Consider the following 26,619-nt stretch of genomic DNA (forward strand, 5'->3'; position numbering starts at 1 on the left):
GCGCTCAAGGTGCGATGCGGCGGATATCGAGAAGCGCACCGCAACTCAGCGGTAGAGTGATGCGCTTAGGACGACGCGCGCCACGAGGTGGCGCACCATGTTGACCTATTCGACTCAGAAAGTCGGCTACGACTACAACCAGCTGGATTCCGAAGGAGCGACGGCCTACCCGTCGTTCACGCAGGTATTCGATGCGTTCCCGTGGGCCGCGCAGCATACCGAATGGAACGAATTACAGGATGGCCCGTTGCCCGCGCTCGTGCGGCAACATGGCGGTGATCAGCGTGAATTGTGGATCACTGCGATTGAACGACGCGCATTCGGACGGCTTCCAGTTGAATGCCGTATCCATACGGAGCGATGCACGTCGGTGACTACGCCTTGTGCGTCGACAGCAGGATACTCGTCTCGGTATTCGCGATCCCGTCGATCAACCGGATCGCGCCGAGCACGCGATCGAAGTGCTCGAGCGAATCGGCATGCAGCTCGGCGACGAGATCCCAGCGCCCGTTCGTGCTGTGGATCGATGCGACGTTCGGATGCCCGCGCAGCACCTTCACCACTTCCGCGCCGCGGTTGCCCTGCACGGCGATCGACATCAGCGCGCGGATCCGGTGGCGTTCCGCCGCCGGCTTGAGCCGCACCGTATAACCGACGATCACGCCGTTTTTCTCCAGCCGCGTCAGCCGGTTCTGCACGGTCGCGCGCGCGACGCGCAGTTCCTTAGCCAGCGCGACGACGGGCAGTCGCGCGTTGTCGCGCAGCAGCGCGATGAGCTGCCGGTCGACATCGTCGAGCGTGATCATGGGCGGAGCTTCCTGTTGAACGTGAACCGGCCGCCAGCGTGCCGGAGGCTGCGCATTCTGCGCCAGCGAAACCTGACAAAGTGCCAGATCGGGTTGGCATTCTGCCAAGTCTATCGATAAATCTGCCACTTTTGCTGTCTTTTTGTTGGCTCGACTCGCGGAAATAATGACGTATCGACCGGCCGGACACGCCGCGCCGCCGCTTTCCGGCAAGCCCGAGCCGCGCCGAAGCACCGCCCGGTCGACCAGAACGCCAGGGACATCCGTACCGGCACTGAGAACATGGAGACAGACGCATGACCCGCTTCCTCGACGTTCCCGCCACCGCCCGACTGATCGCCAAAACCGGCGTCACGACGTTCCTGCGCGAACTCGTCGACACGCTGCGCGCCGATTACCTGCACTGGGCCGACTTCGACAAGTCGCCGCGCGTCGCGTGCCACTCGCGCGACGGCGTGATCGAACTGATGCCCGTCGCGAACGCATCGCTGTTCGCGTTCAAGTACGTGAACGGCCACCCCGTCAACGCCGCGCGCGGGATGCACACGGTGATGGCGTTCGGCGCGCTCGCCGAAGTCGACACCGGCTACCCGCTGCTGCTCGCCGAACTCACGCTCACCACCGCGCTGCGCACGGCCGCCACGTCGGTGCTCGCCGCACAGGTACTCGCCCGCCCCGACGCGCGCTCGATGGCGCTGATCGGCAACGGCGCACAGAGCGAATTCCAGGCGATCGCATTCCATACGCTGCTCGGCATCGACGAAATCCGCGTGTTCGACGTCGATCCGCGCGCGACCGACAAGCTCGTGCGGAACCTCGCCGCGTACCCGGCACTGCGCGTCGTGCGTGCCGCATCGACCGCCGACGCCGTGCGCGGCGCCGACATCGTGACGACCGTCACCGCCGACAAGGCATACGCGACGATCGTCACGGCCGACATGATCGAGCCCGGCATGCACCTGAACGCCGTGGGCGGCGATTGCCCGGGCAAGACCGAGCTCGAAGCGGGCGTGCTGCATGCGGGCCGCGTGTTCGTCGAATTCGAGCCGCAGTCGCGCATCGAGGGCGAGATTCAGCAGATGCCGGCCGACTTCCCCGTCACCGAGCTGTGGCGCGTGCTGCAACGCGAGACGACCGGCCGCGAACGCGCGGACGAAGTCACGGTGTTCGACTCGGTCGGCTTCGCGCTCGAGGATTATTCGGCGCTGCGCTACCTGTATGCGCTCGCGCAGCAGCACAACGCGGGCGTCGAGATCGCGCTGATTCCGCCGGCCGTCGACCCGAAGAACCTGTTCGCGCTGATCGACGACCCGGCCGCGATCACGCAGGGTCACGCGGCATACGTGACCGAAGCCGTCGCCGCGTTCGCGCGCTGACCGCGATGCCCGGGCGGCCGGTGCGCCGCCCGTTTTCCTGCCCTTCGTTCCTGCCTGTCATGAATCTCGTATCGATCCAGGCGCCGGCCGCCGTCGTGATGATCCGGCCGCACCGCTTCCTGCCGAACCCGCAGACCGCGGCCGACAACGCCTTCCAGCGCACGGCCGGCAACGGCGCGCCCGACCTGCCGTCGGTATCGGCCGCCGCGCGCGACGAAGTCACGGCCGCCGCGCAGACGCTCGCCGATGCGGGCGTGCGCGTGCATGTATTCGACGACCACGGCGAGCGCGACACGCCCGACTCCGTATTTCCGAACAACTGGTTCTCGACGCACCCGGGCGGCCATGTCGCGCTGTATCCGATGTACAGCCCGAACCGCCGCCGCGAGCGGCGCGCGGACGTGATCGAAATGCTGAAGGCCGAATATCGCGTGCAGGACGTGATCGACTACTCGGGCCTCGAATACGATGACGTGTTCCTCGAAGGCACCGGCGCGATGGTGCTCGACCACGTCGCGCGGATCGCTTACACCGCGCGCTCGCGCCGCGCCGATCCGGTCGCGCTCGAACGCTTCTGCACGCACTTCAATTTCGAGCCGATCTGCTTCGACACGGCCGATGCCGACGGGCGCGCGATCTATCACACGAACGTGATGATGAGCGTCGCCACCGAGTTCGCGATGGTGGGCCTCGACCTGATCGCCGACAGCCGGCGTCGCGGCGAAATCGCGCAACGCCTGACCGAAACGGGGCGCGCGGTGATCGCGCTCGATCCCTCGCAGATCGCGAATTTCGCGGGCAATACGCTGGAATTGTCGGGCAAGGATGGGCGTGTGCTCGCGCTGTCGCGGCGCGCGTTCGATTGCCTCACGCGCGACCAGCGCACCGTAATCGAGCGCTCCGCGCGGCTGCTGCCGCTCGACGTGCCGACGATCGAGCTGGCCGGCGGGTCGGTACGCTGCATGCTCGCGGGGATTCATCTCGCGCGGCGCGCCGTTGCGCCGGATGTGATCGCCGTGGAGTCGGCCGCAGCGTTGCGTGAGGCGATGCCGCAGGTCTGACCGGCGCACGATCCGTACAAACGAAAACGGCCGCCGATGCATCGGCAGCCGTTTTTTCAAGGTCGCCGAATACGTGAGCATCGACGGCATGCTCAGGCATCCGGACGATACCGTCGCCCCAGAGCGCCGCTCACCCCGCCAGCAACTTCAACCCGGCCGGCAGCGTCTCGCCGAACACGCGCACCGTGTCGGCTTCGTCGAACGCGATCGCTTCACGCACCATGTCGATCCACGCCGACGATGCATTCGCAGCCGACAGGCGCTTGATTACCGCGTCGCGCGTCACATCCGGCAAATCCCGCGAACGGTCTCCGGTCATCCGCGCAATCTGCGCAGCGGCAAACGCGGCCGGCTCGACCTGCTTCCAGTCGAGCGCGAACAGCGCATCGAGCCAGCCACCGGCGACTTCCGCCGGCACGACGCTGTGCGCACTGCCGTAAAACGGCCGGCGCGCACCGATGCGCCCTAGCGCCCACGCGCACAGCGCACGCTCGGCAGGCTTCTGCAATTGCGCGATCAGGCGTTCGGCCAGTTCGACCTTGCGCTCGACGGGCAGCCGTTCGAGCGACGCGGACAGCCGCGTCATGTCGGCCGGGCCGACCTTGCCCGGATCGAACGGCAGCTTGCGCCGCTTGTCGTCGGACGGTTCGAGGAACGCGATCGCGTCGCGCACCTGCGTCTGCGCATCGTCGTCGAGGCCGCCGGCCACGCGCCGCCACAGCGTCCACCACTCCGACCACACCTGCCCGTCGGTCACGTACTGGATCCCGTCGTCGAACAGCGGCCACAGCTGCTCGATGCGCCAGGCATCGAGCGGATGACCGAAACCCGGACGCAGGCAATAACCGGCAAGGTTCAGCCACGCGCGCTCGTGATCGGCCGAACGGCGGCGGCGGCGTGCGCGCGCGAGCAGCGCGTCGAACAGCTCGCGCGCGAGCGCGACGTCCCACGCTTCACGCGCGCCGAGCAGTTGTTCGAGTTGTGCGCGCAACCGGCGCGTGTCTTTCGGCGCGACACCTGCGGCCTTGCTGCCGAACGAGCGCTCGATCAGCTCGATCGCCTGATCGAGCCGCGGATGTCGCGCGGGCGCGGCGTCGTCGCCGTGCACCGGCGCATCGCCGCGCAACTGGAATTCGAGCTTCCAGCGGCGCGCCGCGTCGTCGGTCGCGATGCAATGCATCTCGAGCGTGCCGACCTCGGTCAGCGACGCGGTGAGCTTCACCGGCGTTTCGCGTGCGTCGCCGCCCGCCTTCGCGTCGACGACCGTCGCGATCGGCGGCAGCCGCACGAAATCGCCGCCGTCGAGATCGACGAGATCGCCGGGCCGGTACGGGGTCTCGGCCACGGTCGACATCAAGTGAAAACGCACCGGCTGCCCGAGCTGCAACGCGAACGTGCGATCGTCGAGCCGGATCTCGCAGCCCTCTTCCGCACCGCGCGGCAGCAGGCAGACGCCGCGCGCGGCGGAATCGGCCGCGTCGTCGTCGAGCACGAGGAAATAGCTGCGCGCGGACCCGCCGCCGATGCGCGGCGCATGCCCGGCGCGCGCGAGCCCGTACGCGACGGCACCACGTGCGACGGCCACGTCCGGATGCGCGTTGTGCAGCACGTCGAGCGGCGCGCCGCGCCATGCGCCGAGCGTCTGCGCGAGACGGCCGGCGAGCGCGCCCGCGCGGAACACGCCGCCGTTGAGCAGCAGCGTGTCGGGCAGCGGGCCGTCCGCATGGCGGTGCAGGAACGCGGCGACATGCCGCGTGACGGCCGCGTCGCTCGCATACGGCAGCCCGAATTCGACGATCGCGGCGCGCGCACGGCGCGGCAGCTCGCCGGCTTCGACCTGCGGAAAGAACCCGTCGACGACGATCTGCTCGACTTCCTGCCGCGTCAGCTCGGCCGAACGCGCGCCGCCGACGAGCCTGCTGCCCGCGCCGAGCAGCGTGACGGTGACCGACGCCGGCGCATCGTCGCCGAGCAGCCGCTCCTTCGCCGCGCGGCAGCGCTCGACGAGCTGCGACAGGCTCTCGGCCGACAGCCGCGTGCCGGGCTCGGTCAGCCGCGTCTCGACCAGGCGCGCGAGCGCGAGGTCCATGTTGTCGCCGCCGAGCATCAGGTGGTTGCCGACGCCGACACGCGTGAAGGTGGGCTCGCCGTCGTCGCCCGGCGCGACATCGACGAGCGTGAGGTCGGTCGTGCCGCCACCGACGTCGCAGATCAGCACGCGCCGCGCGGCGGCAAACGTGTCGCGCAGCGTGTCGCGCTGGCCGTACAGCCAGTCGTAGAACGCGGCCTGCGGCTCTTCCAGCAGCCGCAGCGCGGGCAGCTTCGCGCGTCGCGCGGCCTCGACCGTCAGTGCGCGCGCGCCGTCGTCGAACGACGCGGGCACCGTCAGGATCACGTCCTGTTTCGCGAGCGGCGCATCGGGAAAACGCGCGTCCCACGCATCGCGCACGTGCGCGAGATAACTCGCGCTCGCGTCGACCGGCGACACCTTCTCGACACCGTCGGCCGCGCCCCACGGCAGGATCGCCGCGAGCCGGTCGACCGACGCGTGCGACAGCCAGCTCTTCGCGCTCGTGACGAGCCGGCCCGGCACCTGCGCGCCGAGCGTGCGCGCGTAGCGGCCGATCACGGCCGGCGGATCGGCGGCCGCGCTCGCGTTTGCCTTCGCGGCGACCGTCCACGGCAGCCGCAACGTGTCCGGCGGCAGCTCGCCCGCCGCCGGGTGATAGCGCACCGACGGCAGCAGCGGCTGCGCGGCCACCGCGCCGGGGCCGACCAGCTGCTCGACGTCGAACACGCGGATCGCGTCGGAACCGGCCTCGACGTAAGCGACGACCGTATTGCTCGTGCCGAGGTCGATCCCGACCGTATAACGCTTCATCGCGCTCAGGCGGCGCCGCGCACGTCGAACTCGACCTTCCAGCGCTCGTTCGTGCCGCTCGGGATCGCCTCGAGTTCGAGCGTGCCGGCTTCGGTCACGCGTGCATGCAGCTTCACGGGCACGACCTCGCCGACGGTGCGCCCTTCGGCCGGCAGCGTCGCCTGGATTTCCTCGAGCTCCTGCAGCTCTTCCGGCGACCAGTAGTCGAGCAGCGTGCCGACCTGGTCCTGGCGGCGCACCGACGAACCGAAGAAGCGGAACTGCACCGGTTCGCCGACGACGAGGCCGAACTCCTGCGGCGGCAGCGCCGCGTCCGAGCCTTCCTCCATCCCGAACGGCGCGACGCACAGCGCCTGCACCGGCGGCTCGAGCCCCGGCACCGCGGGCATCGCCGATTCGATCGCGACGTAGTACGCACGCGCCGTGCCGCCGCGAATGCGCACGCCACGGCCGCGCTTCACGTAGCCGTAATACGCGGCGCCGCGCGCGACCGCGAGATCGAGATCCGCGCCTTCGAGCAGGCGGGCGGGCGGCGCGCCTTCGGCGGCGAGCCAGTTGTTGAGCGTATCGAGCACGCGCTGCGTGAGCAGCGTCGACTTGAACACGCCGCCGTTGAACAGCACGGCAGTCGGGTGCAGGAACGTCGCGCCCTGCGGCAGCGTGCGCTGCACGCCCTCGAGCGAGTCGAGCGCCGCGACCTGGCGGCCGAGGAACGCCGCGAGATGGCGCGTGATGCCCGCATCCTGCGCATACGGCAGGCCGAGCTGCGTCAGGCCGACACGTGCGCGGCTCACCGGGCGCGCGGCTGCGTCGACCTGCGGGAAGAAGCCTTCGAGGATCGTCTGCGTGAGTTCCGCGCGCGTGAGCTCCGTGCGGATCGACCCGCCGATCAGCTTCGAGCCGCGGCTCGGCACGACGAGCGGCACCGCGTCGGTCGACGGATCGGACAGCAGCGTTTCCTTCGCGGAACGGCATGCGTACGTGAGCGCCCGCAGTTGCCACGGATCGGCCTGCGTGCCCTGCTGCGCGAGCTTGCGCGCGACGACGTGCGCCAGCGCGAGGTCCATGTTGTCGCCGCCGAGCAGGATGTGCTCGCCGACCGCCACGCGATGCAGCTCGAGATTGCCGTCGCGCTCGACCACCGCGATCAGCGACAGGTCGGTCGTGCCGCCGCCGACGTCGACGCACAGGATCAGGTCGCCGACCTGCACCTGCTTGCGCCAGCCGCCCTGGCTCTTCTGGATCCAGCTGTACAGCGCGGCCTGCGGCTCCTCGAGCAGCGTCATCCGCGAGTAGCCGGCGGCGCGGGCGGCCTCGGCCGTCAGCTCGCGCGCGGCCGGGTCGAACGACGCGGGGATCGTGACCGTCACGTCCTGGTCGGCGAACGGCGCGTCGGGATGCGCGTGGTCCCACGCTTCGCGCAGGTGCGTCAGGTAGCGGATCGAGCTTTCCAGCGGCGACACGCGCGACACTTCCGGCGGCGCATCGCTCGGCAGGATCGCCGCGCGGCGATCGACGCCCGGGTGGCACAGCCAGCTCTTCGCGCTCGACACGAGGCGGATCGGCGTGCCCGCGCCGCGCGTGCGCGCCATCTCGCCGACGGCGAAGCCGCGCGAGGCCGTCCACGGCAGCGTCAGGTCGCCCTGCGTGAGTTCGCTTTCATGCGGCAGGTAGAGGAACGACGGCAGCAGGTCGCGCGACTCCAGCGCGCCGGGCGCGGTGAGCTGCGCGATCGGCAGCACCTGCTGCGTGATGGTTTCGCCGTCGCTTGCGGCGCTGTCGACATACGACAGCGCGCAGTGGGTCGTACCGAGATCGATACCGATCGAATAGCGCGGATCGCTCACAGTTCCACCTCCGCCGGTGCGACGACCGAGGCGTCGTGGCTGCCCGTCAGCTTCGGCAGGCGCACGTCGGCCACCCGCCAGCCGCGATGGCTGACCGTGCCCGTGAACGGCGCCGAGCCGACCACGTTGCCGGTCACGCGCACGGCCGTCGCGTCGAAACCGGCCGGCAGCGTCACGCGGCTGCCTTCGGCTTCGTCGCGCACCGGCACGATCGTGAAGTGCTCGCGCAGCGCGGCACGGCAGCCGTCGTGCACGAGGCGCGCGGCCGCGCCGATCTCGGCGTCCGCATAGCCGGCGATGTCTTCCTCGACGAAGTCGATGAAGCGCGCGTCGCGCTGCAGCAGGCCGAGCAGTTGCAGCGCGGCCTGCGGGCTCGCTTCGCGCAGCTCGGGAGCAGGCGCCTTCACGGGGGCGGGGGCCGGCGCAACGGGCGCGGTAGCCGGGGCCGGGGTCGGCGCGACCGGTGCCGGGGCGCCGTCGCGCACGCGCAGCACGCCGGCCGCGAACTCGCGATTGCCGAGCACGGAGAAGAACGTGCCGACGGCAAGCGACAGCCGGCCGAAGAAGGACAGGTTGGATTCGGGCATGAGGTCTGGACTCCTGTGGGCTCGCGACACGGCGAGCGATCTTGCCTGGGCGCCCGGCGGCGGCGTGCGGATTGCGCACTGCCGCCGTCCGGCGCGTGATTCGGTCGCGCCCTCGCGGGTGCGGAAAACCCGTATTTTGCCCTGTGGCGGGCGAACCGGGCAGAAGTTGGGGGACAGAACATCGCGGCGCGACGGTTTCGGCCGCGCCGGCGCGCACGGCGGCCGTGCCCGGCCGCGATGCTGCGGCGCGTCAGCGCGGCTTGCGCCGCCGGGCCGCCTTCGCTTCGAAATCGCGCGACAGCATGCCGAGCGTGACTTCGCCGAAGCGTGCGAGCAGCGTCGTCTCGGCCTCCTTCAGCGTGGCCGACAGGTGCGCGTTGACGGCCTGCTCGACCAGGCATTCGGCCTCGTCGTCGGTGACGAGATCGGAGAACAGCGGCGGCTCGCCCACCGCGCCATAGACGTCGAGCAGCGTGATGTCGTCGAGCGCGACACTCAGCGCCCACCCGCCGCCATGCCCCTTCTCCGACTGCACGTAGCCGTGGTCGCGCAAACCGCCGAGCAGGCGTCGCACGACCACCGGGTTCGTGCCCAGCATCGTCGCGATCGTCTCCGACGTCAGCGGGCCGTCGGCCTGGTCCATGTGGATCAGCACGTGCAGCATGCGCGACAAACGGCTATCGGTTCTCACGGGCGGCGCCCCTCTCTCGAAACTTTTGAAGTTGCGTGAATGATACCACCGCCCTATCATGCAACTTCTCGTGTTTCATGAGTTGGATGCCATCGGAACACGTCCTTCATTCACGCAGGTTCAGGAAAGGAGCGGGTGCATGCATGACCATCATGAAGTGATCGTGATCGGCGGCAGCTTTGCGGGGCTGTCGGCCGCGATGCAGCTTGCGCGGGCGCGCCGCCGCGTGCTCGTGATCGACGCCGGCCGGCCGCGCAACCGCTTTGCCGCGCACGCGCACGGCTTTTTCGGGCAGGACGGCAAGCCGCCCGCGCAGATCGTCGAGGAAGCCGCCGCGCAACTCGCCGCGTATCCGACCGTGCAGCGGATCGCAGGCGACGTGCGCACGGCCGAACGCGATGCGGACGGCCGCTTCCACGTGACGCTGGCCGACGGCAGCCGGGCCGGCGCCGACCGGCTGATCCTCGCGACCGGCATCCGCGACGAACTGCCCGCGCTGCCGGGGCTCGCCGAACGCTGGGGCGTCAGCGTGCTGCATTGTCCGTACTGCCATGGGTACGAGGTGAGCGGCCGGCGGCTCGGCGTGCTCGCCACGCATCCGCTGTCCGTGCACCAGGCGATCCTGATTCCGGACTGGGGCCCGACGACGTGGTTCACGCAGGGCGTGGTCGAAGCGAACCACGAAGAAGCCGCGTTGCTCGACGCGCGCGGCGTACGCATCGAGCGCTCGCCGGTCGTCGAAATCCTGGGCGACGCGCCGCGTATCGAAGCGTTGCGGCTCGCCGACGGGCAGGTCGTGCCGATCGATGCGCTGTTCGTCGGCGCGCGTACGGCAATGGCGAGCGATCTCGCGCAGCAGCTCGGCTGTGCATTCGACGACGGGCCGCTCGGCCCTGTCGTGCGCGTCGATGCGGGGAAAGAGACGAACGTCGCCGGCGTGTTCGTGGCCGGCGACGCGTCGACGCCGATGACGAACGCGACGTTCGCGTCGGCGTCAGGCGTGATGGCCGGGGTCGCCGCGCATCGGTCGCTGATTGTCGGGCTGCGCGCGTGACGCGGCGCGCAGCCCCGGGGCACACGATCAGGACTTCGCGATGCTCTCGAGCATGTGGCGCGCATCGTTGATCAGCACGCCGAAGTCGACCGTATCCGGCGCGGTTTCGACACCGGTGATCACCGCCGTGATCACCGCCTTCGACCCGTTGTGGTACGGATACACCTGCGTGACATACGTCATGTCGCGACCATGCAGCGTGGACACGAAGTAGCTGCTGTAGATCTTGCCCGTCACGGGATCGGCCCAGCCCTGCCGCGCGGTCATCGGACGCGCGAGACGCATGAAGTTCGCGGTCACCGATTCCGAGTTGTACGGCGAATCCACCTCGAAACGGTAGACGATTTGCAGCGACGTCAACTGCGTGCGCAGGTCAGCGTCGTTGAAGTTCGGCACCGGAAACTTGCCGATCAGCCCCTGCTGATAGGCATTGCGCGTCATCGGCTGAAACGCGACCTGATAACCCTTCGGCGATTCCTGCACGTTGAAGTTGACGTCGTACTTCACGCCCGACCCGGCGACCCCGTTGTCCGTGCGCGCATGGACGACGAACGATCCGGGCGTCAGGTTCTCGAAGCGAAGCCGGTAGTACTGCGCGTTCGCGATGACCTGCACGCTGCGGCTGTCGTAGCCGACATCGCGGACGATGACCGTCGAATACGGCGCGACCTTGCGTGGCTGGATGCCGGGATCGTTCGGAATCTTCAGGACGACCGGCTTCTGGCTCGACACGTCGGTCCGGCCCGCATCGGACGTCAGCGCGCCCATGATCCCCTGGCCGGCCTGTTGAAGCGGGTTCGTCGCGCCGCACGCGGCGAGCGAAGCGGCCGCGACGACGATTGCGAGGCGGCCTGCCAGGGGACGGGTAAAGACGGACTTCATAAGGTGAGAGGCTCCATTTTTTCGTTGGAATAGGTCCCGGCCTTCCACGGCATGCACCGTGCTGGTCTGGACACGCTGCACAGAAAGCCGGACGTCGTCTCTATATCGGCGCAACGCGACCGTTCTTTAAGCCGTCGACACCGGCCATGTCGCCCGCGCCGCCGCCGCGATGGCTACGACGCGTGATATGCGGTTTAATGCCCTGCATCGTTCACATTAAGAGACACGAAATGCTCGACCTCGACGACCTTCGGCTCGTACGCGCGATCGGTACGTCGCGCTCGCTGGCCTCCGCCGCCCGGCTGCTCGATCTCACGCCGCCCGCGGTCACGATCCGCCTGCAGCGGATGGAGGCGCGCTTGAACGCCAGGCTCGCGGTGCGGCAACCGAAAGGGGTCGCGTTGACCGACGAAGGGCAACGGCTGTACCAGGAAGCCGTCGACATTCTCGAGCGCGTGGACGCGCTGCCGGTCAGCATTTCAGGCGATCACGGCGACGTGCGGGGCACGCTGCGCGTCGTCGCTCCGCTCGGCTTCGGGCGAAAGTACGTTGCGCGGATCGTGCGCGACCTGCAGCGCGCGCACCCGAAACTCGACATCGCGCTCCACCTGTCGGACAGCCCGTTGACCAGCGCGTCGGGGGCCGACGTGGTCGTGCACGTCGGCAGCCTCAAGTCGTCGTCGTGGATCGGCTATCCGCTTGCGCCCAACGAGCGATTTCTGTGCGCGAGCCCTGCTTATGCCCGTCGCATCGAGGCATTGAACCATCCGTCCGACCTGGCCCGATACGACTGCCTGTGCCTGCGCGAGAACGACGAGGACATCCCGCGGTGGCGCTTCTCGTCAGGCGGCGACGTCAAGGGTGCCCCACGCCGGTCCGCCGTGATCCGCGTCACCGGCGCGCTGTCCTCCAACGACGGCACCGTCATCACCGAATGGGCGCTGGCCGGGCTCGGGATCGTCGAGCGCTCCGAGTGGGACGTCGCTCCGCTGCTCGCGAACGGCAGGCTCGTCCGGTTGCTGCCCGACTGGCACCTGCCGCCCGCGCCGGTCACGGCGCTGCTGCCGTCGCGCACCGGCCGTTCCGCGCGGCAACGGGTATTCCTCGAAGCCGCGACGCGGTTGCTGAGCCCGCCGCCGTGGCGCGGCAAGGCATGAGTTGCGCCGGGTTCGGGTTCTCGCGATCCGGTCGATTAAACGGTGTTTAATGCCGGATTAGCGTTGCGTTAAACACGCGGCCCGTCGACGCCTCTACAGTGTTCGCACCGGCAACATTCCGAGGCAACGCATCGTGGATCTTCAAACCCTCAACACCCCGGCCGCCCTGATCGACGTCGGCCGCATGCGTCACAACATCGGCCGCATGCAGGCACATCTGAATGCACTCGGCGTCAGGTTCCGTCCGCACGTCAAGACCACCAAATGCACGCACGTCGCCGATGCCCAGATCGCCGCGGGCGCGCAAGGCGTCACGGTGTCGACGCTCAAGGAAGCCGAACAGTTTTTCGCGCACGGTATCCGCGACATCGTCTACGCGGTCGGCATGGTGCCCGCGAAGCTCGGCCAGGCGCTCGCGCTGCGCCGGCAGGGCTGCGACCTGAAGCTGGTCACGGACAGCCTGCCGGCTGCACACGCGATCGCCGAATTCGGGCGCGCGCATGGCGAGCGCTTCGAAGTGTGGATCGAGGTCGACGTCGACGGCCACCGCTCGGGGATCCCGCCCGACGCCGGCCTGCTGATCGACGTGGGCCGCGCGCTGGTCGACGGCGGGCTCGTGCTCGGCGGCGTGCTGGCGCACGCGGGCTCGAGCTACGAATACAGCACGCCCGAAGCGCTGGCGGCCATCGCCGAACAGGAGCGCAGCCGCACCGTGCGCGCGGCAGAACGCCTCCGGGCCGCCGGGCTGCCCTGCCCGGTTGTGAGTATCGGCTCGACACCCACCGCGCTCGCGGCGCGACACCTCGACGGCGTCACCGAGGTGCGTGCCGGCGTGTATGTGATGTTCGACCTCGTGATGCACAACATCGGCGTGTGCGACCTGTCCGACATCGCGCTGTCGGTACTGACCACCGTCATCGGGCACCAGGAAGAGAAAGGCTGGGCGATCGTCGACGCAGGCTGGATGGCGATGAGCCGCGACCGCGGCACGCAGCGTCAGGCGCGCGATTTCGGCTACGGGCAGGTCTGCACCGAACACGGCGACGTGCTCGGCGACTACGTGATGAGCGCCGCCAACCAGGAACACGGGATCGTGTCGCGCGCGAGCGCGCCCGACTCCGGCATCGCGCAACGGTTTCCGATCGGCACCCGCCTGCGCATCCTGCCGAATCACGCGTGCGCCACCGGTGCGCAACATCCCGAGTATCAGGCGATCGGCGACGACGGCAGCGCGCAGGCGTGGCCGCGCTTCTACGGGTGGTGAGCCGAACCGCGCACCCGCACCGTGTCGCCGACGCATTGACTATTTGTCCAAATCTGGACAAAATTTAAACGCTATCTTTTTGCATTGCGCCGAAAACGCTTGCCCGAACATGCCGACAGACGCCCGACTCCTGCTTCTCGACCGCGATGCCGTCGAACCCGCCCTCGAGGCCGCGCAAGTGACGGCGGCGGTTCGCGAAGCCTTCGTGCTGCACAGTCAACGGGCCGGGCGCGTGTTTCCGGTGGTTCGCGAGAAGCTGCACACGGGCGGCGTATTCGGGATCAAGTCGGGCGACGTCGCGCGCCAGGAACTGCTCGGCTTCAAGGCGGCCGGGTTCTGGCCCGGGAACCGGGCGCTCGGCGGCGAACCGCATCAGGCCACCGTCGCGCTGTTCGATCCGGCCACTGGCCGCCCGCTGTGCATCATGGACGGCAATGCGATCACCACCGCGCGAACCGGTGCCGCCGGCGGCCTCGGGCTGCAACTGCTCGCGCGTCGCGACAGCACGCGAATCTGCGTGTTCGGCACGGGCGTGCAGGCGCGCGTCCAGCTCGACTACGCGCTCGGGCTGCTGCCGCAACGGTGCACGGTGCGGTACGTGAACGTCAGCGGCGAGCCCGACCCGGAGTTCGAATCGGCGTTCCGGGAGCGATGCACGATCGGCGTGGCACGCGACCGGAACGACGCGGTGGCCGATAGCGACGTGGTCATCACGGCCACACCGGGCGGCGGCGCGCTGTTCGATGCGGATGCGGTTCGGCCGGGCACCCACCTGACCTGCGTCGGCGCCGACACGGCCGGCAAGCGCGAGCTTCCGGCAGGCGTGCTGGAACGCGCGCGCATCGTCGTGGACGATCACGATCAGGCCCGCAGCATCGGCGAGTGCCAGTGGGCGCCGGATTTGCCACGCACTGAAATCGGTGACATCCTCGCCGGAACCGCGTCGGTCGACCGCGCGCCGCACGAGATCACCGTCTTCGACATGACCGGGCTGGCGCTTCAGGACCTGACCGTCGCCCGCTTCCTGTATCGACAGGCCCTCGAAAACGGCACCGGAATTTCCATTCCGTGGCCGTGGTAAACGAAACCCTCTCGTCAACCGCCATGCGTCTCGCCAAAGTTTCCGCCCTCTCGTTCGACCTGGACGACACCCTGTGGCCGTTCGGGCCGGCCGTCGTACGGGCCGAAGCGGCGCTTCACGCATGGTTGATCGAGCACGCGCCCGGCACCGCGCGCGTGCTGTCCACGCAGCAGGCGCTGAGCGGGTTGCGTGAGGAATACGAACGATTGTGCCCCGGGCTCGCCGGCGATTTCCGCGCGATGAGGATCGGATCGATCCGGCTTGCGCTGGAGCGTGCGAACGAGGATGTCGCGCTCGCCGAGCACGCGTACGCGGCGTTCTTTGCCGCGCGCAACCGGGTCGAATTCTATGACGATGCGTTGCCCGCGCTCGCGTGGTTGAGCGCGCGGTTTCCGTTGATCGCGGTGACCAACGGCAACGCCGACCTGCAAATGACCGGCGGCGGCGAATACTTTCGCGCGACGCTCAGCGCGCAGGCGTTCGGGGTCGCGAAGCCGGAGCCCGGGATCTTCCATGCGGCGGCGGAAACGCTCGACGTGCAGCCGGCGGAACTGCTGCACGTCGGGGACGACTATCACCTCGATATCGTCGGTGCGTTGAAAGCGGGGCTTCAGGCAGCGTGGGTGGTTCGCGACACGCATCCTGAACCGGAACGTGTGCAGCAGCAGGCCGCCGCGCCGCACCTTACGCTCAACGACCTGTCGATGCTGTGTCGCGCGCTCGGCGGGCCTGACGACGTAGCGTGAGCGCAAGCGCCTGCGTGCGCTGCGCGCGCGACGCACGCATTACCGCCATGACACACGGCCGGCAGGCATCCGCCCACTGCGCAAACGGAACGGCCGGCCTGGCCGATGCGTCCCATGGCCGGCCGCCGCACGCTCACGCCGCCTTGCGCGCGTCCGCGATCCGCTGCGGCGCCTTCGGCCGCGCATACAGCCGTTCGAGGTACGCCCGCAACTGCGGGAACGATTCGATCAGGTTGCATTCGCCGGCCCAGTCGATCAGGTAAGCCGTCACGCAATCGGCCACCGTCAGCGTGTCGCCGACGATGAACTCGCGCCCTTCCAGATGCTTGTCCAGAATCGCGGCCATCGTCCTGAAATCCTCGCGCGCCAGCTCGATGTCGGCCGGCGAGCGCTTCTCCGGCGGATAGAGGAACGAATGCCGCGTGATCCGCCACAGCGGCTGCTCGAGCTCGGTCACCGCGAACATCACCCACCGGTAGGCCTGCGCGCGCAGCGCCAGATCGACCGGCAGCAGCGCCTTCTCCGGGTACTTGTCCGCGAGATACAGCACGATCGCGGCCGATTCGGGAATCACGAGGTCGCCGTCCACCAGCACGGGCACCTTGCCGGCCGGATTGAGGCGCAGGAATTCGGGCCGCTTGTGCTCGCCCTGGAGCAGGTTCACCGAGACGAACTCGAAGTCGGCATCCAGCTCCTTCAGCCCCCACAGCGCGCGCTGAGTGCGGGTGCCGGCAAATCCGTAAAGCTTCATCGCCAGTCTCCATCCAGAATGTCGGAAATTTCCGCATGCCGGCCACGGCGCCTCGCCGATCCGCAACGCCTGGCCTCGCTCGTCGTTTACGCGCCGGGAATCTCCAGCACGGGCATCACGTCGATCGCCACACCCGGGAACAGCGTGAAATGCGGATGGCCTTCGAACAATGCGGCCGCCGCGTCGTGCGACGCCGCCCGCACGACGGTAAAGCCGCTCATCGCGTTCGCCGTGTCGGTGACGCCGGCCGCATCGATCGTCTTCGTCTTGCCGAGCGGCCCGCCCATCTCGACGATCGCGTCGCGATTGCGGTCGACCCATGCATGCCACGCGGCGATGCCGTCGCGCTCGCGCGTGCGCCGCTCGTCTTCCGGCAACGCCAGCCAGGCCTTCATGGCCGGGCTATCCTTGGCGCCGAGAAATACCGCGAGATACAACTGCTGTTGAGCACTCATGCCGCCTCCTCCGGTGACGGGCACGACGGACTGCCGCGCCTCGACCTTGACACGATAGGTTGATATCAACACAATTGCAACATGGCACGAAAAGAAAAGCTCCCTTTCGAAACGACGCTGATGGTGCGCGATTGCTGCCTGTGCCTGCACATGCAGCGCGCGGCGCGCAATCTTGCGCGGATCTTCGACGATGTGCTGCGCCCGCTCGACCTCACCAACGGCCAGTTTTCGCTGCTGATGTCGCTGAACCGGCCGCAGCCGGCGCCGATGAAATCGGTCGCATCGGTGCTCGCGATGGATCGCACCACGCTCACGGCCGCGCTCAAACCGCTCGAGCGGCGCGGCCTCGTCACGATCGCGCAGGACCCGGACGACCGGCGCAGCCGTCTGCTCGAACTGACGCAGGCCGGCCACGACCTGCTGGCCGAGGCATTTCCGCTGTGGCAGCAGACGCATGCCGAGATCGAACGGCCGTTCGCACCGGGGGAAGTCGATCAGTTGCGCGGCCAGTTGCGTGTGCTGTCCGTCGATCCGGCCGAACGCGGCTGAACGGAACCGGCGCGCGACTTACCGCGGCAGGCCGGCCTGCTTCCGGCCCTTCTTCGGCAACAGCAGTTGGGCGAATTCCTGCAGGAAGGCCACGGGCCCGTGCGCATGCAGCGCCTGCCCGCTGCTCAGCGCGCCGTCGATGACGGTCGCGAGCCGCAGCGCGAAGGTTTCCGGTTCGTCGACGCCCATCGCGCCCGCCAGTTCGGTCAGCCGGCGCCGCAGCTCCTGCTTGTGCGCGACGGCCACCTTGCGGGCCGGATGATTGCCGTCCGCGTATTCGGCGGCGATGTTGATCTGCGGGCAACCGCGATAGCCGGGGCGCGCGATGCGTTCACCGATCCATTGCAGCTGCGCATCCAGTTCCTCGCGCGGCGTGCGCCGGTACTGCGCGGCCACCGCATCCCAATGCGCCCAGAAATCGGCGTCCTCGCGCAGCAGGAACGCTTCGATCAGGTCGTCCTTCGTCGCGAAGTGACGATAGAGGCTCGTCTTCGCCACGCCCGCCTGCGCGACGATCAGGTCCACGCCGACCGCGCGCGTGCCCTCCCGGTAGAACAGCTCGCTGGCCGTTTGCAGAATGCGTTCGCGCGTATCGGGCGCGTTCCCTGGTGTACCTGTTTCCTTTTTCATCCCGACCCGGCCATGCTGGCCGCCCTTGCCGCAACAGTGAGCCGATCATAGCACCGCGGGATTGACGACGATACAGGTCTGTACTATAAAACAGACCGATCTGTATCGGAGTTGATCATGGACGATCGAATGACGGTTGCAGTCTATGGCGCCACGGGTCATACCGGGCGGTTTGTCGTCGCCGAACTGGCACGGCGCGGCCTGCGCGCGATCCGCATCGGCCGCGATGCAGCGCGGCTCGCGGAAGGCGGCGGCGAAGCGTCGCTCGCGCGCGTCGCCGCGATCGACGATCCGGCCGCGCTCGACACCGCGCTGCGCGGCGCGGATACCGTGATCAACTGCGCGGGGCCGTATCTCGATACCGCGCTGCCGCTGGCCGATGCCGCACTGCGGGCCGCCATCCCCTATCTCGACCTGACGGCCGAGCAGCCGTCGGTGCTGGCGCTGGCCGAACACTGCGATGCCCGGGCACGTGCCGTGGGCGTGACCGTCGTGCCGGCCGCGGCGTTCTACGGCGGACTGGCCGACCTGCTCGTCACGGCCGTCGTGGACAGGAATCAGCCGATCGAGCGCGTCGATATCGCGACCGGGCTCGACCGCTGGCACCCGACGCGCGGCACGCGCGTGACGGGCGAACGCAACCGCGCGGTACGGCTCGTGCAGAAGGACGGAAAGCCGACGCCGGTGCCGTCGACCGCACGCGAACGCGCATGGCCGTTCCCGCCGCCGATCGGTCAGGTCGACGTCACGCTGCTGCCGTTTTCGGAAGTGATGACGCTCTCGCGCCACCTGCGCATCGACACGATCGAATCGTGGCTCGCGACGCTCGCGCTGCGCGACGTGCGCGATGCCGCCACGCCGCCGCCCGTGCCGACCGACGCGCTGGGCCGCTCGGCGCAGCAGTTCGCGATGGACGCGATCGTCGTGCAGGGCGGCACGACGCACCGCGCGACCGCATCCGGGCGCGACATCTACGCGGTCAGCGCACCGATCATCGTCGAGGCCGCCGTGCGCCTGATGACGGGCAACACCGTGGTGTCAGGCGGCGTGCGCAGTCTCGGCGAACTGTTCGACGCGCGCGATTTTCTCGCGGCGCTCGATTCGGTGGCAGTATCGTTCGGCACGACGACCGACCCGGTTTTCCACAAGGAGACACAAACATGAGCAGCAACGAGAAAGGCGCGTATTTCCGGTCGCTTCACCGCGCGGGCCAGCCGCTGGCGCTATTCAACGTGTGGGACGCCGGCAGCGCGCGCACGGCGGCCGACGCGGGCGCCGTCGCGCTGGCAACCGGCAGCTGGTCGGTCGCGGCGGCCAACGGGTTCGTCGACGGCGAGCAGATGCCGCGCGCGCTCATGATGGAGGTGCTCGAGCGCATCACGCGCGCGACCGACCTGCCCGTCACCGTCGATCTCGAAAGCGGGTACGGCGAGCGGCCGGAAGATGTCGCCGAAACGATCGCGCTCAGCATCGAGGCCGGCGCGATCGGCTGCAACCTCGAGGACAGCTTTCCGGCGACGGGCGAACTGCGTGACGTCGAAGCTGCCGCAGCCCGTCTCGCGGCAGCACGGCAGGCGGCCGATCGCGCGGGCGCCGACTACTTCATCAACGCGCGTACCGACGTGTTCTTCAAGGCGCCGGCCGACACGCACGACGAGCGCCTGCTCGATGCCACGCTGGCCCGCGCACGCGCGTACGCGGCGGCCGGCGCCGACGGGCTCTTCGTGCCGGGGCTGCGCTCGCCGGCGCTCATTCGCGCGCTGACGGCCGCATCGCCGCTGCCGGTGAACGTGATGCGCGTCGCGGAAACGCCGACATTGGCCGAACTCGCGGACTACGGCGTGGCCCGCATCAGTCACGGGCCGTATCCGTACCTGCAGGCGATGAAGACGCTGGCGGAGATGGTCAGGCAGGGCGGCTAGATGATGCACGATGAACGCCGGCCGCCGCGATCGGCACGCGCCGCCGCATGAACCGGGCCGGTTGCTGCGCGACTGGCGCGACGGGCGCGGCGTCACGCCCGCGCAGATCGCGCAGGGCCGGCGGATTTGCGACATCGTGTGCGTGCAGAACCGCTACAACGTCGCCCATCGCGGCGACGACGCGCTGATCGTCGCGCTCGCCCGCGACGGCATCGCCTATGTGCCGTACTTTTCTCTCGGCGGCTTCTCGCCGCTGCAGTCGTCGACACAGTCCGACGTGGCGGCGCGACGCCGATGCAGGTCGCGCTCGCGTGGCCGCTGCGCCGCGCGCCGAACGTCCTGCTGATTCCCGGCACGTCGTCGCTCGCGCATCTGCACGAGAACCTCGCGGCGTCCGGCCTCGTGTTGCCGGGCGATGCGCTCGCGGACCTCGACCGCATCACGGGCGCCGGCACCGCCTGATGCCCGACGGGCGGACGGCCGCCGGCGGGCCCGCACCACCGAGCGGTCCTGCCGGCCGGTCAGGACGCGGCGACGCCGACCCGCTTCGGCACGCCCGTCACGATCGCCGCGACCGCGACGGCCAGCACGACGGCCGCGCCCACGAACACGCCAGCCGCGCCGTTCGCGTCGAACACGACGCCACCGGCCGCCGCCCCCGTCGCGATGGCAAGCTGGATCGCTGCGACGATCAGCCCGCCCGCGCTTTCGGCTTCATCGGGCACGGTGCGCGTGACCCAGGTCGACCACGCGACCGGCACGCCGCCGAAGGCCATCCCCCACAACGCGACGAGCACCGCATCGATCATCGGCGCGCGGCCGAGCGCGACGAGCGCGACGGCGAGCACGACCATCAGCGCGGGCATCGCGATCAGCATCGGCCGCAGCCGGTGTTCGAGCACGCGGCCCGCGAGCGACGTACCGACGAAGTTGGCGATACCGTAGCCGAGCAGGATCGCCGACAGGCCGTTCACGCCGACGCCCGCGACCTGTTCGAGGAACGGCCGCAGATACGTGAAGAACGCGAAATGCCCGGTGAACACGAGGATCGTCGCGAACATCCCGAGGCCGACGGTCGGCCGGCGCAGCACGTCGATCAGCGTCCGCAGCCGCGTCGTGCCGCTCGGCGGCAGCGACGGCAGCGTGACGAGCTGCGACACGAACGCGATGCCGCCGAGCGCGCCCGCGATCAGGAACACGTTGCGCCAGCCGATCAGGTGGCCGAAGTAGCTGCCCATCGGCGCGGACGCGATCGTCGCGACCGCCACGCCGCTGAAGATGATCGACAGCGCACGCGGCACCATCGCCGTCGGCACGAGCCGCATCGTGGTGGCCGTCGCCATCGTCCAGAAGCCGCCCAGCGCGACGCCGAGCACGACGCGGCCGATCAGCAGCATCGTCAGGCTGGTCGCGAACGCGACCGCAAGATTCGACGCGACGAGCAACACCGAAAACGCGAGCAGCACGCGCCGCCGGTCGATCGTGCGCGTCACCGCGGAGATCAGGAGGCTCGTGACGAGCGCCACCGTCGCGGTGGCCGTGACGGCCTGCCCGGCGACGCCTTCGGTCACGCCGAGGCTCTCGGCCATCGGCGTCAGCAGGCTCGCGGGCAGGAATTCGGCCGTGACGAGCCCGAACACGCCGAGCGCCATCGCAAATACCGCGCCCCAGGCCGGTTCGCGGGGGGCCGCCGTCGCGGCGACAGAGGAAATTCCGGGATTCATGCGTCGTTCCGTGTCGTTTAGGGAAAATACCGATGACGGCGTATCGTAAGGAACCACGGCAGGACGGTCTATGACATACAATCCGCTCTTGTTGATCGATCGTCCGAATCTCGCCATGTCCGAGCCCTTGCCTTCCTCCGCGTCCGACGTACACGACCTCGTCAGCGAACTGCTGCTGGGGATGCGCCTGAGCGGCGTCCAGTACCGCCGCATCCAGGTGGCGCGGCCGTTCGGGCTGAGTTTCGGCGATGCGCCGGGCCGCGCGCAGTTCCATTTCGTCGGGCGCGGGCCCGTGCTGCTGCGCGACGCGAACGGCGAGACGATGCAGCTCGAAGCCGGCGACGCGATCCTGCTACCGCACGGCGGCATGCACGCGCTGGTCTCCGACCCCGATGCGCCGTGCCGCGAGATCAACCGCTTCGAGGTCGCGAAGATCTGCGATACGGTCGCGTCGGTGGCGTCGGCGGGCGCGTCGCCGGCAAGCTGCGCGACGACCGAGCCGGGTGCCGGCGACGCGCTGATCTTCAGCGCGTGCATGGAGCTCGACCTCGGCGGCATGCAGCCGCTCGTCGGCACGATGCCCGAGTTCATGCATGTCGGCACGCTGCTCGCGCGCTACCCGGAAATCCGCCCGATGCTCGATGCGATGGAGCGCGAATCCTGCTCGGCGCGCGCGGGCTTCGCCGGCATCCTCGCGCGGCTCGCGGACGTGGTCGCGGCGTTCATCGTGCGCGGCTGGGTCGAATGCGGCTGCGGCGACGCGACGGGCTGGGTGCAGGCGCTGCGCGAACCGAAGCTCGGCCGCGCGATCGTCGCGCTGCATCGCGATCCGGGCCGCAACTGGAGCGTGGCGGAACTCGCCACCGAAGCGGGCGTGTCACGTTCGGTGTTCGCCGAACGCTTTCTCGCGGCCACCGGGATGACGCCCGTGCGCTACCTGACCGAGCTGCGGATGCGGCTCGCCGCGCAATGGATCACGCGCGACCACGAGACGATCGAGGCCGTTGCGTACCGGCTCGGCTACGGCTCGCTCGCGGCGTTCAGCCGTGCGTTCAAGCGCGTGGTGGGCAAGCCGCCGGGCGCCGTGCGCGCGGACGGCGAGGCGCGCGTCGAAGCGTAAGGCACGACGTGTCACGCACGCGCCACGTATCGCGCGTGATGCCGGCCGCGGCCGCCAGCAGCCGCCAGCGGTCGCCCGAATCGCCGCCACGCGTGATTGCCGCGCTCAGCCGCTGCGCGCTTCCAGCCTGTCGACCAGCGCCGTCGCGCACTGCACGGCCAGCGCCGCGCACTGCTCCGCATCCACCACCGCGCCGCCGGCAACGGTGCCTTGCACGATCCGGCCCAGCAATTCCTTCGAGAGATCGGCGATCTCGTGATCCCGTTCCGTCATGATGTCCCTCCTGCGCGCCGACCGATGGTCTCCACGCGCTCACGTCCCCTGCCCGATCGACGTTCAGCGCCCTTTCGCCCGCACGACGATCTGCGCCTGCGTGTCGCGCTCGATGCGTTCGAGCGACGCGCGCAACGCCGTGAATTCGTCCTGCGTACACACCTGGCGGCCGAAATCCGCCGTCATCCGCCGCGAGACCTGCACGACATGCGCGGCCGCGTCGAATACGTAATGCGACGTGAAGTCGACGAAGCGGTCGTGCACGGCCGTATCGGCCGGCAGGTCGGTCACCGCGACGTCGGCCGGCAGCGCGATCTGGCCGGTCTCGTCGAACGTGCCGCCGATACAGCCCCACGGCTGCGTGCGCACGGGTTCGGCCAGCCAGCTCTCGACCTGCGTCGCGATGCCGCCCGTCAGGCTCGACAGCGCGGGCAACGCGGTCGTGCCGTCGGGCCATACGAAATGATCGAGCGTGCCGGAGAGCGTCACGTCGAACGGCCCGTCGGTCACGCGCCGGTCGCTGGTCGACAGTTGCGCGCGGCCGCGCAAGCCGCTTTGCCGCAGACGGTTGTTCGCGAGCTGGACGATGGCGTCGGGTGTCGCGCGGCGAAACAGGTTGCGTTCGAGTTCGGCCGTCCAGCCGTCATCCTCGATGTACGCGTGAAACTGCGCGGCGCCCGGCCCGGCCGCATCGATTTCGACCCGCGCGACGCGGCCGCGCGGCTGCGTGGCCGGCGTGCGCGACAGCACGCCCGAATCGACGAGCAGCGCGGGGCGATCCATCACGATGGGCGGCAGATAGCCGAACGCGATGCCGGCCGTCGTCGTATCCGCAAAGCGGGCGAGATCGGGCAGCCACGTGATCGCATGATTGATCGCCCCGCCGCCGTAGCCGGGCACCGACGGCAGCGTGTAGACGGACCCGAGGTTGATCAGCACCGGTTCGCTGCGGATGCCGACCGCCGCGAGCAGCGCGCCGAACAGTGCGACATGATCCTTGCAGTCGCCGTAGCGGTTGCGCAGGATGTCGGTGACGCGATGCGGCGCGGCAGCCGTTTCGCCGAGAAACAGCCCGACGTAGCGCACGTTCGCCTGCACCCAGTCGTACAGGATGCGCGCCTTGTCGCGCGGATCGGCGGCGCCCGCGGTCAGCGTGCGCGCCAGTTGCGTCACGGCCGGATCGTCCGTGCCCGGATCGACGGCCGCGTTGCGGTAGCGCGCAGCGAACGCCGCATAGTCGGGCAGCGTCGACACGACGAGCCGGTCGCCGTAGGTCGCGTAGCCGACCGCGCCGCTCTCGATGCGGTCGTACGGGCCGTGCCGGTAGTCGAATTCGTAGCGCGTGCGGCCGTTCGCCGTGACCGGCGGCAGCGCGACGTAGCCGCGCGCATCCGCGTACAGCGGCATGTCGGCCGGCAGGTCGAAGATCAGCCGCTGGTTGTCGACCGGCTCGCGCGACGGCTCCACGGTGTAGCCGAAGTAGCCGCGGTTGACGGGCTTCGTGCGGGTCTTGCGGAACGCCACGCGCGTGCTCGACCCGGCTTCGACGCCGGGAAACACGACGGTGCGCAACAGCCCGTCCTGGAACGTCGGCGCGCCGGCCGAGCGCGGTTCCTGCACGTCGCGGATGCCGTCCACGCCGACCGGATGCGCGACACCGTCGCGGTCGATCGTCTCGGCCGCGAGCAGGTCCACCTTCTCGAGATTCTTGTCGAACCACACGTAGCGCTGCGCGACGGCATCGATGCCGTTCGCGTTGTTCGCGCGCAGCGTCGAATCGTCGTGCTCGTCGAGCGAACCGTCGTGCTGGATCACGAATTCATGGACGTCGCTGACGAGCGTGACGGGCGCCGTGTCGGCCGTGTCGTGCGGCACGTCCGCGGCCGCGCTCGCGCCCGGGCTCGCACCGGCCGCATGCGATGCGCCGAGCACAACAGCACATGCCAACATCCAGCCGGCCAGGCCGACAGAAAAGCGCACCACATCGCACCTCGTCGCGGTTCGGAAAACGCGGCCGCGCGGCGGGCAAGGTCACGCGCGCGGCCCTCGTGCCGGCCAGTGTGGGCGACGCATCCGCACGCGTCAAGCCGGTGCAGGCCGACCTACAATGAGTCATCGATGTGTCATCGCGCGCGGCCGGGAGGCACCATGGAAAGCGCAATCGTGGAAGGCGTCGTCCTGCTGGCATTCGCCGCACTCGCCGCGCTGTTCTTCTTCAAGCGCCCGGGGCGCGACCGCGCGAGAGCCAGATTCCATCATCCGCTGCTGCGGCGGCCGAACCGTCCGCATCGGCATCATCGGCCCTGACGGCCGCCAAGGGGCAGTCGCCGGCGGCGCTTGCCGCGTCGCGCCCACGCGGGTGTGCAACGCGGCTGCCCGTCCCACTGACCGACGTTCATCGGCAGCAGCACCGTCTGCTTGCCCTCGACGTGCAGACGCGTCTGCAACTCGACAGGCGTCTGGTTGTGCAGCCGGGCCGTGAGGCAATTCACGCGACGGAAGATCAGCTGGCTCGCGAAGCTCGCGGCGTTCGGATACTCGTCGAGCGTCGACGACGCGAGGTTCATGAATTCGACGACGGAGTTCGTGCCGAACGCGATCCGGTAGTCGGCCGCGATGCCGCTGCGACGGCAATGCGCGACATCGTCGTCGAGCTTCGGTGATCGCGTGACGCAGCCGTTCGAGATGTTCGTGCCCGTCGTATGCCTTCGCATCGACCTCGCCGACCGCGAGGACGATCACGTTGCGGAAGTGCCCGGGAAACATCCGGTAACCCACAGCAGCACGCGCATGCTCGCGCCGCGCTGCTTACCGACCAGCAGCACGGCCGTCGGTTGGGACGGATCGGGCCTGCCCGGCGCGGTCGCCTCGTCGGCTTCGGGCGGCTTGCCCGAGAACAGTTCGTCCTCCTTGGCGAGCTGCGCGCGCGTAGCCGCGTAGCGGCGGTTGATCGTGAAGCACAGCGCGATCGCCGCACTCGTCGCGAGCAGCGACGTCGCGACGCAGTAGCCGCCGCCCGTCGGAAACAGCGCGATCACCTGGTCGCAGCCGAGCGAGATGATGAACACGGTGACCGCCGTCGCGAGTGCGAGGAACAATGCGAGCGGCGTGCAGTGCGCCAGCGCGAGGAATGCCTCCTCCGAGCCGTAGCACGACGACGACGGGCCGTCGGCGCCGAGCCCGCCCCAGGCCAGCAGCGGCGTCACGGCGATCGCACGCCGCGTGCACGGATCGAGGGGGTCGAACGGCCTGCCGACGAGCAATTGCCACACCTTCCGGAAGGCGGTCATGGTCCCCTCCCGGAACGCCCGGTGCCACGCGCTGCGTGATCCTTCAAGACTGATCGACGCACTGGCGCGGCGCCAGCCCACATCTTCCACAGGGGCCGACCGGCGGCCCGGCACCGCTTTCGGCGTGTCAACGAACGACGCCGGCAGCCACGCGCCGGATCGTCCACCTGCACGCACTCGCGCAACACGACGAACCTGCCCCGGCGACCTTCACGGCGATCTTGCCGGCCGCCTTCCCCCGCCAGCCGGCCTCACACGTCGTACCGCCCGATACCGGCCCGCCCCGCTTGCCGCCACCTTCCCCGCGCGCCCCGGCGCGATCGCCGCTTGCGCCCCGTTCGTGCGTTGTTCCCCGCAATTCGACTTTTGTGCGCGCGCAACAATGGCGATGCCTCGCGCCCGGCGCCCTGCGGGAAACCCGTCTCCCGCTCGGCACCGGGCGCGACGGTCTTCAAAAACCACATCTCTCGAG

The 26,619-nt window shown here is 69.3% G+C and carries 25 protein-coding genes and 2 pseudogenes; 14 read left to right on the forward strand and 13 right to left on the reverse strand.

What is annotated here, in order from left to right; all coding sequences use genetic code 11:
* Positions 1–97: 97 nt before the first annotated feature.
* Positions 98–356 (forward strand): annotated as a pseudogene (locus ABIC51_RS15080) (hypothetical protein); the annotation flags it as partial.
* A gap of 18 nt (positions 357–374) precedes the next feature.
* On the opposite strand, the gene ABIC51_RS15085 reads toward ABIC51_RS15080, so the two are convergent.
* The gene (locus tag ABIC51_RS15085; protein ID WP_006479718.1) at positions 375–806 is read right to left on the reverse strand and encodes an Lrp/AsnC family transcriptional regulator; all 432 of its coding nucleotides are present in this window, start codon (positions 804–806) and stop codon (positions 375–377) included.
* A gap of 296 nt (positions 807–1,102) precedes the next feature.
* Between ABIC51_RS15085 and ocd the strand changes: the two genes are divergently transcribed.
* Positions 1,103–2,182, forward strand: coding sequence for an ornithine cyclodeaminase (gene ocd, locus ABIC51_RS15090; protein WP_175899353.1), 1,080 nt, complete (start codon positions 1,103–1,105; stop codon positions 2,180–2,182).
* A gap of 59 nt (positions 2,183–2,241) precedes the next feature.
* Entirely contained in the window at positions 2,242–3,243 is a 1,002-nt protein-coding gene (ctlX, locus tag ABIC51_RS15095; protein WP_136469378.1) for a citrulline utilization hydrolase CtlX, read from the forward strand.
* Positions 3,244–3,373: 130 nt separating this feature from the next.
* On the opposite strand, the gene ABIC51_RS15100 is transcribed toward ctlX, so the two are convergent.
* The 4 genes from ABIC51_RS15100 to ABIC51_RS15115 all read right to left on the reverse strand — a co-directional run bounded on the left by ABIC51_RS15100 (position 3,374) and on the right by ABIC51_RS15115 (position 9,249).
* A complete protein-coding gene (locus ABIC51_RS15100) occupies positions 3,374–6,124 on the reverse strand; it encodes an Hsp70 family protein (RefSeq protein ID WP_354006532.1) in 2,751 nt (916 codons plus the stop codon).
* A gap of 5 nt (positions 6,125–6,129) precedes the next feature.
* On the reverse strand, positions 6,130–7,971 hold the full coding sequence (locus ABIC51_RS15105) for an Hsp70 family protein (protein ID WP_027790795.1): 1,842 nt from the start codon (positions 7,969–7,971) through the stop codon (positions 6,130–6,132).
* Positions 7,968–8,558: a DUF2760 domain-containing protein gene (locus ABIC51_RS15110; RefSeq protein ID WP_175899349.1), complete on the reverse strand. Its 591-nt coding sequence runs from the start codon at positions 8,556–8,558 to the stop codon at positions 7,968–7,970. The genes ABIC51_RS15105 and ABIC51_RS15110 overlap by 4 nt, the downstream gene beginning before the upstream one ends.
* Positions 8,559–8,808: 250 nt before the next feature.
* Positions 8,809–9,249 (reverse strand): Rrf2 family transcriptional regulator, encoded by a 441-nt coding sequence (locus tag ABIC51_RS15115; protein ID WP_042974024.1) that lies wholly within the window; start codon positions 9,247–9,249, stop codon positions 8,809–8,811.
* 139 nt (positions 9,250–9,388) lie between these two features.
* Between ABIC51_RS15115 and ABIC51_RS15120 the strand changes: the two genes are divergently transcribed.
* Positions 9,389–10,303 (forward strand): NAD(P)/FAD-dependent oxidoreductase, encoded by a 915-nt coding sequence (locus ABIC51_RS15120; protein ID WP_124840268.1) that lies wholly within the window; start codon positions 9,389–9,391, stop codon positions 10,301–10,303.
* Between the two features lie 27 nt (positions 10,304–10,330).
* Here the strand turns inward: ABIC51_RS15120 and ABIC51_RS15125 are convergent, their stop codons facing one another.
* On the reverse strand, positions 10,331–11,185 hold the full coding sequence (locus ABIC51_RS15125; RefSeq protein ID WP_060064914.1) for a hypothetical protein: 855 nt from the start codon (positions 11,183–11,185) through the stop codon (positions 10,331–10,333).
* A gap of 230 nt (positions 11,186–11,415) precedes the next feature.
* On the opposite strand from ABIC51_RS15125, the gene ABIC51_RS15130 reads away from it, so the two are divergent.
* From ABIC51_RS15130 to ABIC51_RS15145, 4 genes are all read left to right on the forward strand, one after another.
* A complete protein-coding gene (locus ABIC51_RS15130; protein ID WP_175899347.1) occupies positions 11,416–12,342 on the forward strand; it encodes a LysR family transcriptional regulator in 927 nt (308 codons plus the stop codon).
* 133 nt (positions 12,343–12,475) lie between these two features.
* On the forward strand, positions 12,476–13,606 hold the full coding sequence (locus tag ABIC51_RS15135; protein WP_175899345.1) for a DSD1 family PLP-dependent enzyme: 1,131 nt from the start codon (positions 12,476–12,478) through the stop codon (positions 13,604–13,606).
* Positions 13,607–13,715: 109 nt separating this feature from the next.
* Positions 13,716–14,687, forward strand: a complete 972-nt coding sequence (locus tag ABIC51_RS15140; RefSeq protein ID WP_174393311.1) for an ornithine cyclodeaminase family protein — start codon at positions 13,716–13,718, stop codon at positions 14,685–14,687.
* A 23-nt stretch (positions 14,688–14,710) separates the two neighbouring features.
* Complete coding sequence (locus tag ABIC51_RS15145; RefSeq protein ID WP_175852234.1) at positions 14,711–15,433, forward strand: HAD family hydrolase; 723 nt, start codon at positions 14,711–14,713, stop codon at positions 15,431–15,433.
* Positions 15,434–15,566: 133 nt separating this feature from the next.
* Here the strand turns inward: ABIC51_RS15145 and ABIC51_RS15150 are convergent, their stop codons facing one another.
* Entirely contained in the window at positions 15,567–16,184 is a 618-nt protein-coding gene (locus tag ABIC51_RS15150) for a glutathione S-transferase family protein (RefSeq protein WP_059693726.1), read from the reverse strand.
* A gap of 86 nt (positions 16,185–16,270) precedes the next feature.
* Positions 16,271–16,639 carry a hypothetical protein gene (locus ABIC51_RS15155; protein WP_301764556.1) on the reverse strand — a complete coding sequence of 123 codons (369 nt, stop codon included), beginning with the start codon at positions 16,637–16,639 and terminating at the stop codon, positions 16,271–16,273.
* A gap of 81 nt (positions 16,640–16,720) precedes the next feature.
* Between ABIC51_RS15155 and ABIC51_RS15160 the strand changes: the two genes are divergently transcribed.
* Positions 16,721–17,188, forward strand: a complete 468-nt coding sequence (locus ABIC51_RS15160) for a MarR family winged helix-turn-helix transcriptional regulator (protein ID WP_027790785.1) — start codon at positions 16,721–16,723, stop codon at positions 17,186–17,188.
* Positions 17,189–17,206: 18 nt separating this feature from the next.
* Here ABIC51_RS15160 and ABIC51_RS15165 read toward each other — a convergent pair whose 3' ends face one another.
* Complete coding sequence (locus ABIC51_RS15165) at positions 17,207–17,818, reverse strand: TetR/AcrR family transcriptional regulator (RefSeq protein WP_027790784.1); 612 nt, start codon at positions 17,816–17,818, stop codon at positions 17,207–17,209.
* 117 nt (positions 17,819–17,935) lie between these two features.
* Between ABIC51_RS15165 and ABIC51_RS15170 the strand changes: the two genes are divergently transcribed.
* The 3 genes from ABIC51_RS15170 (at position 17,936) to ABIC51_RS15180 (ending at position 20,202) form a co-directional block, all read left to right on the forward strand.
* On the forward strand, positions 17,936–18,982 hold the full coding sequence (locus ABIC51_RS15170; protein ID WP_175899343.1) for a saccharopine dehydrogenase family protein: 1,047 nt from the start codon (positions 17,936–17,938) through the stop codon (positions 18,980–18,982).
* On the forward strand, positions 18,979–19,740 hold the full coding sequence (locus tag ABIC51_RS15175; protein ID WP_091920277.1) for an isocitrate lyase/PEP mutase family protein: 762 nt from the start codon (positions 18,979–18,981) through the stop codon (positions 19,738–19,740). The genes ABIC51_RS15170 and ABIC51_RS15175 overlap by 4 nt, the downstream gene beginning before the upstream one ends.
* Positions 19,741–19,878: 138 nt before the next feature.
* Positions 19,879–20,202, forward strand: a complete 324-nt coding sequence (locus ABIC51_RS15180; RefSeq protein ID WP_175899341.1) for an aldo/keto reductase — start codon at positions 19,879–19,881, stop codon at positions 20,200–20,202.
* 59 nt (positions 20,203–20,261) lie between these two features.
* On the opposite strand, the gene ABIC51_RS15185 is transcribed toward ABIC51_RS15180, so the two are convergent.
* Complete coding sequence (locus ABIC51_RS15185; protein WP_021161683.1) at positions 20,262–21,464, reverse strand: MFS transporter; 1,203 nt, start codon at positions 21,462–21,464, stop codon at positions 20,262–20,264.
* A 70-nt stretch (positions 21,465–21,534) separates the two neighbouring features.
* Here ABIC51_RS15185 and ABIC51_RS15190 point away from each other — a divergent pair, with 70 nt between their 5' ends.
* On the forward strand, positions 21,535–22,584 hold the full coding sequence (locus ABIC51_RS15190; RefSeq protein ID WP_146252474.1) for an AraC family transcriptional regulator: 1,050 nt from the start codon (positions 21,535–21,537) through the stop codon (positions 22,582–22,584).
* A 105-nt stretch (positions 22,585–22,689) separates the two neighbouring features.
* On the opposite strand, the gene ABIC51_RS15195 is transcribed toward ABIC51_RS15190, so the two are convergent.
* Together ABIC51_RS15195 and ABIC51_RS15200 are read right to left on the reverse strand one after the other, a co-directional pair.
* Positions 22,690–22,857 carry a hypothetical protein gene (locus tag ABIC51_RS15195; protein ID WP_021161681.1) on the reverse strand — a complete coding sequence of 56 codons (168 nt, stop codon included), beginning with the start codon at positions 22,855–22,857 and terminating at the stop codon, positions 22,690–22,692.
* Between the two features lie 63 nt (positions 22,858–22,920).
* Positions 22,921–24,807 (reverse strand): DUF3857 domain-containing transglutaminase family protein, encoded by a 1,887-nt coding sequence (locus tag ABIC51_RS15200; RefSeq protein ID WP_175899469.1) that lies wholly within the window; start codon positions 24,805–24,807, stop codon positions 22,921–22,923.
* Positions 24,808–25,005: 198 nt separating this feature from the next.
* Here ABIC51_RS15200 and ABIC51_RS15205 point away from each other — a divergent pair, with 198 nt between their 5' ends.
* Positions 25,006–25,164 (forward strand): hypothetical protein, encoded by a 159-nt coding sequence (locus ABIC51_RS15205; protein WP_021161679.1) that lies wholly within the window; start codon positions 25,006–25,008, stop codon positions 25,162–25,164.
* A gap of 80 nt (positions 25,165–25,244) precedes the next feature.
* On the opposite strand, the pseudogene ABIC51_RS15210 reads toward ABIC51_RS15205, so the two are convergent.
* Positions 25,245–25,949: pseudogene (locus ABIC51_RS15210) on the reverse strand (amino acid transporter); the annotation flags it as partial.
* Between the last annotated feature and the right edge of the window lie 670 nt (positions 25,950–26,619).

The sequence above is a fragment of the Burkholderia sp. 572 genome (genome assembly GCF_040545135.1).
GTDB lineage: Bacteria > Pseudomonadota > Gammaproteobacteria > Burkholderiales > Burkholderiaceae > Burkholderia > Burkholderia cepacia.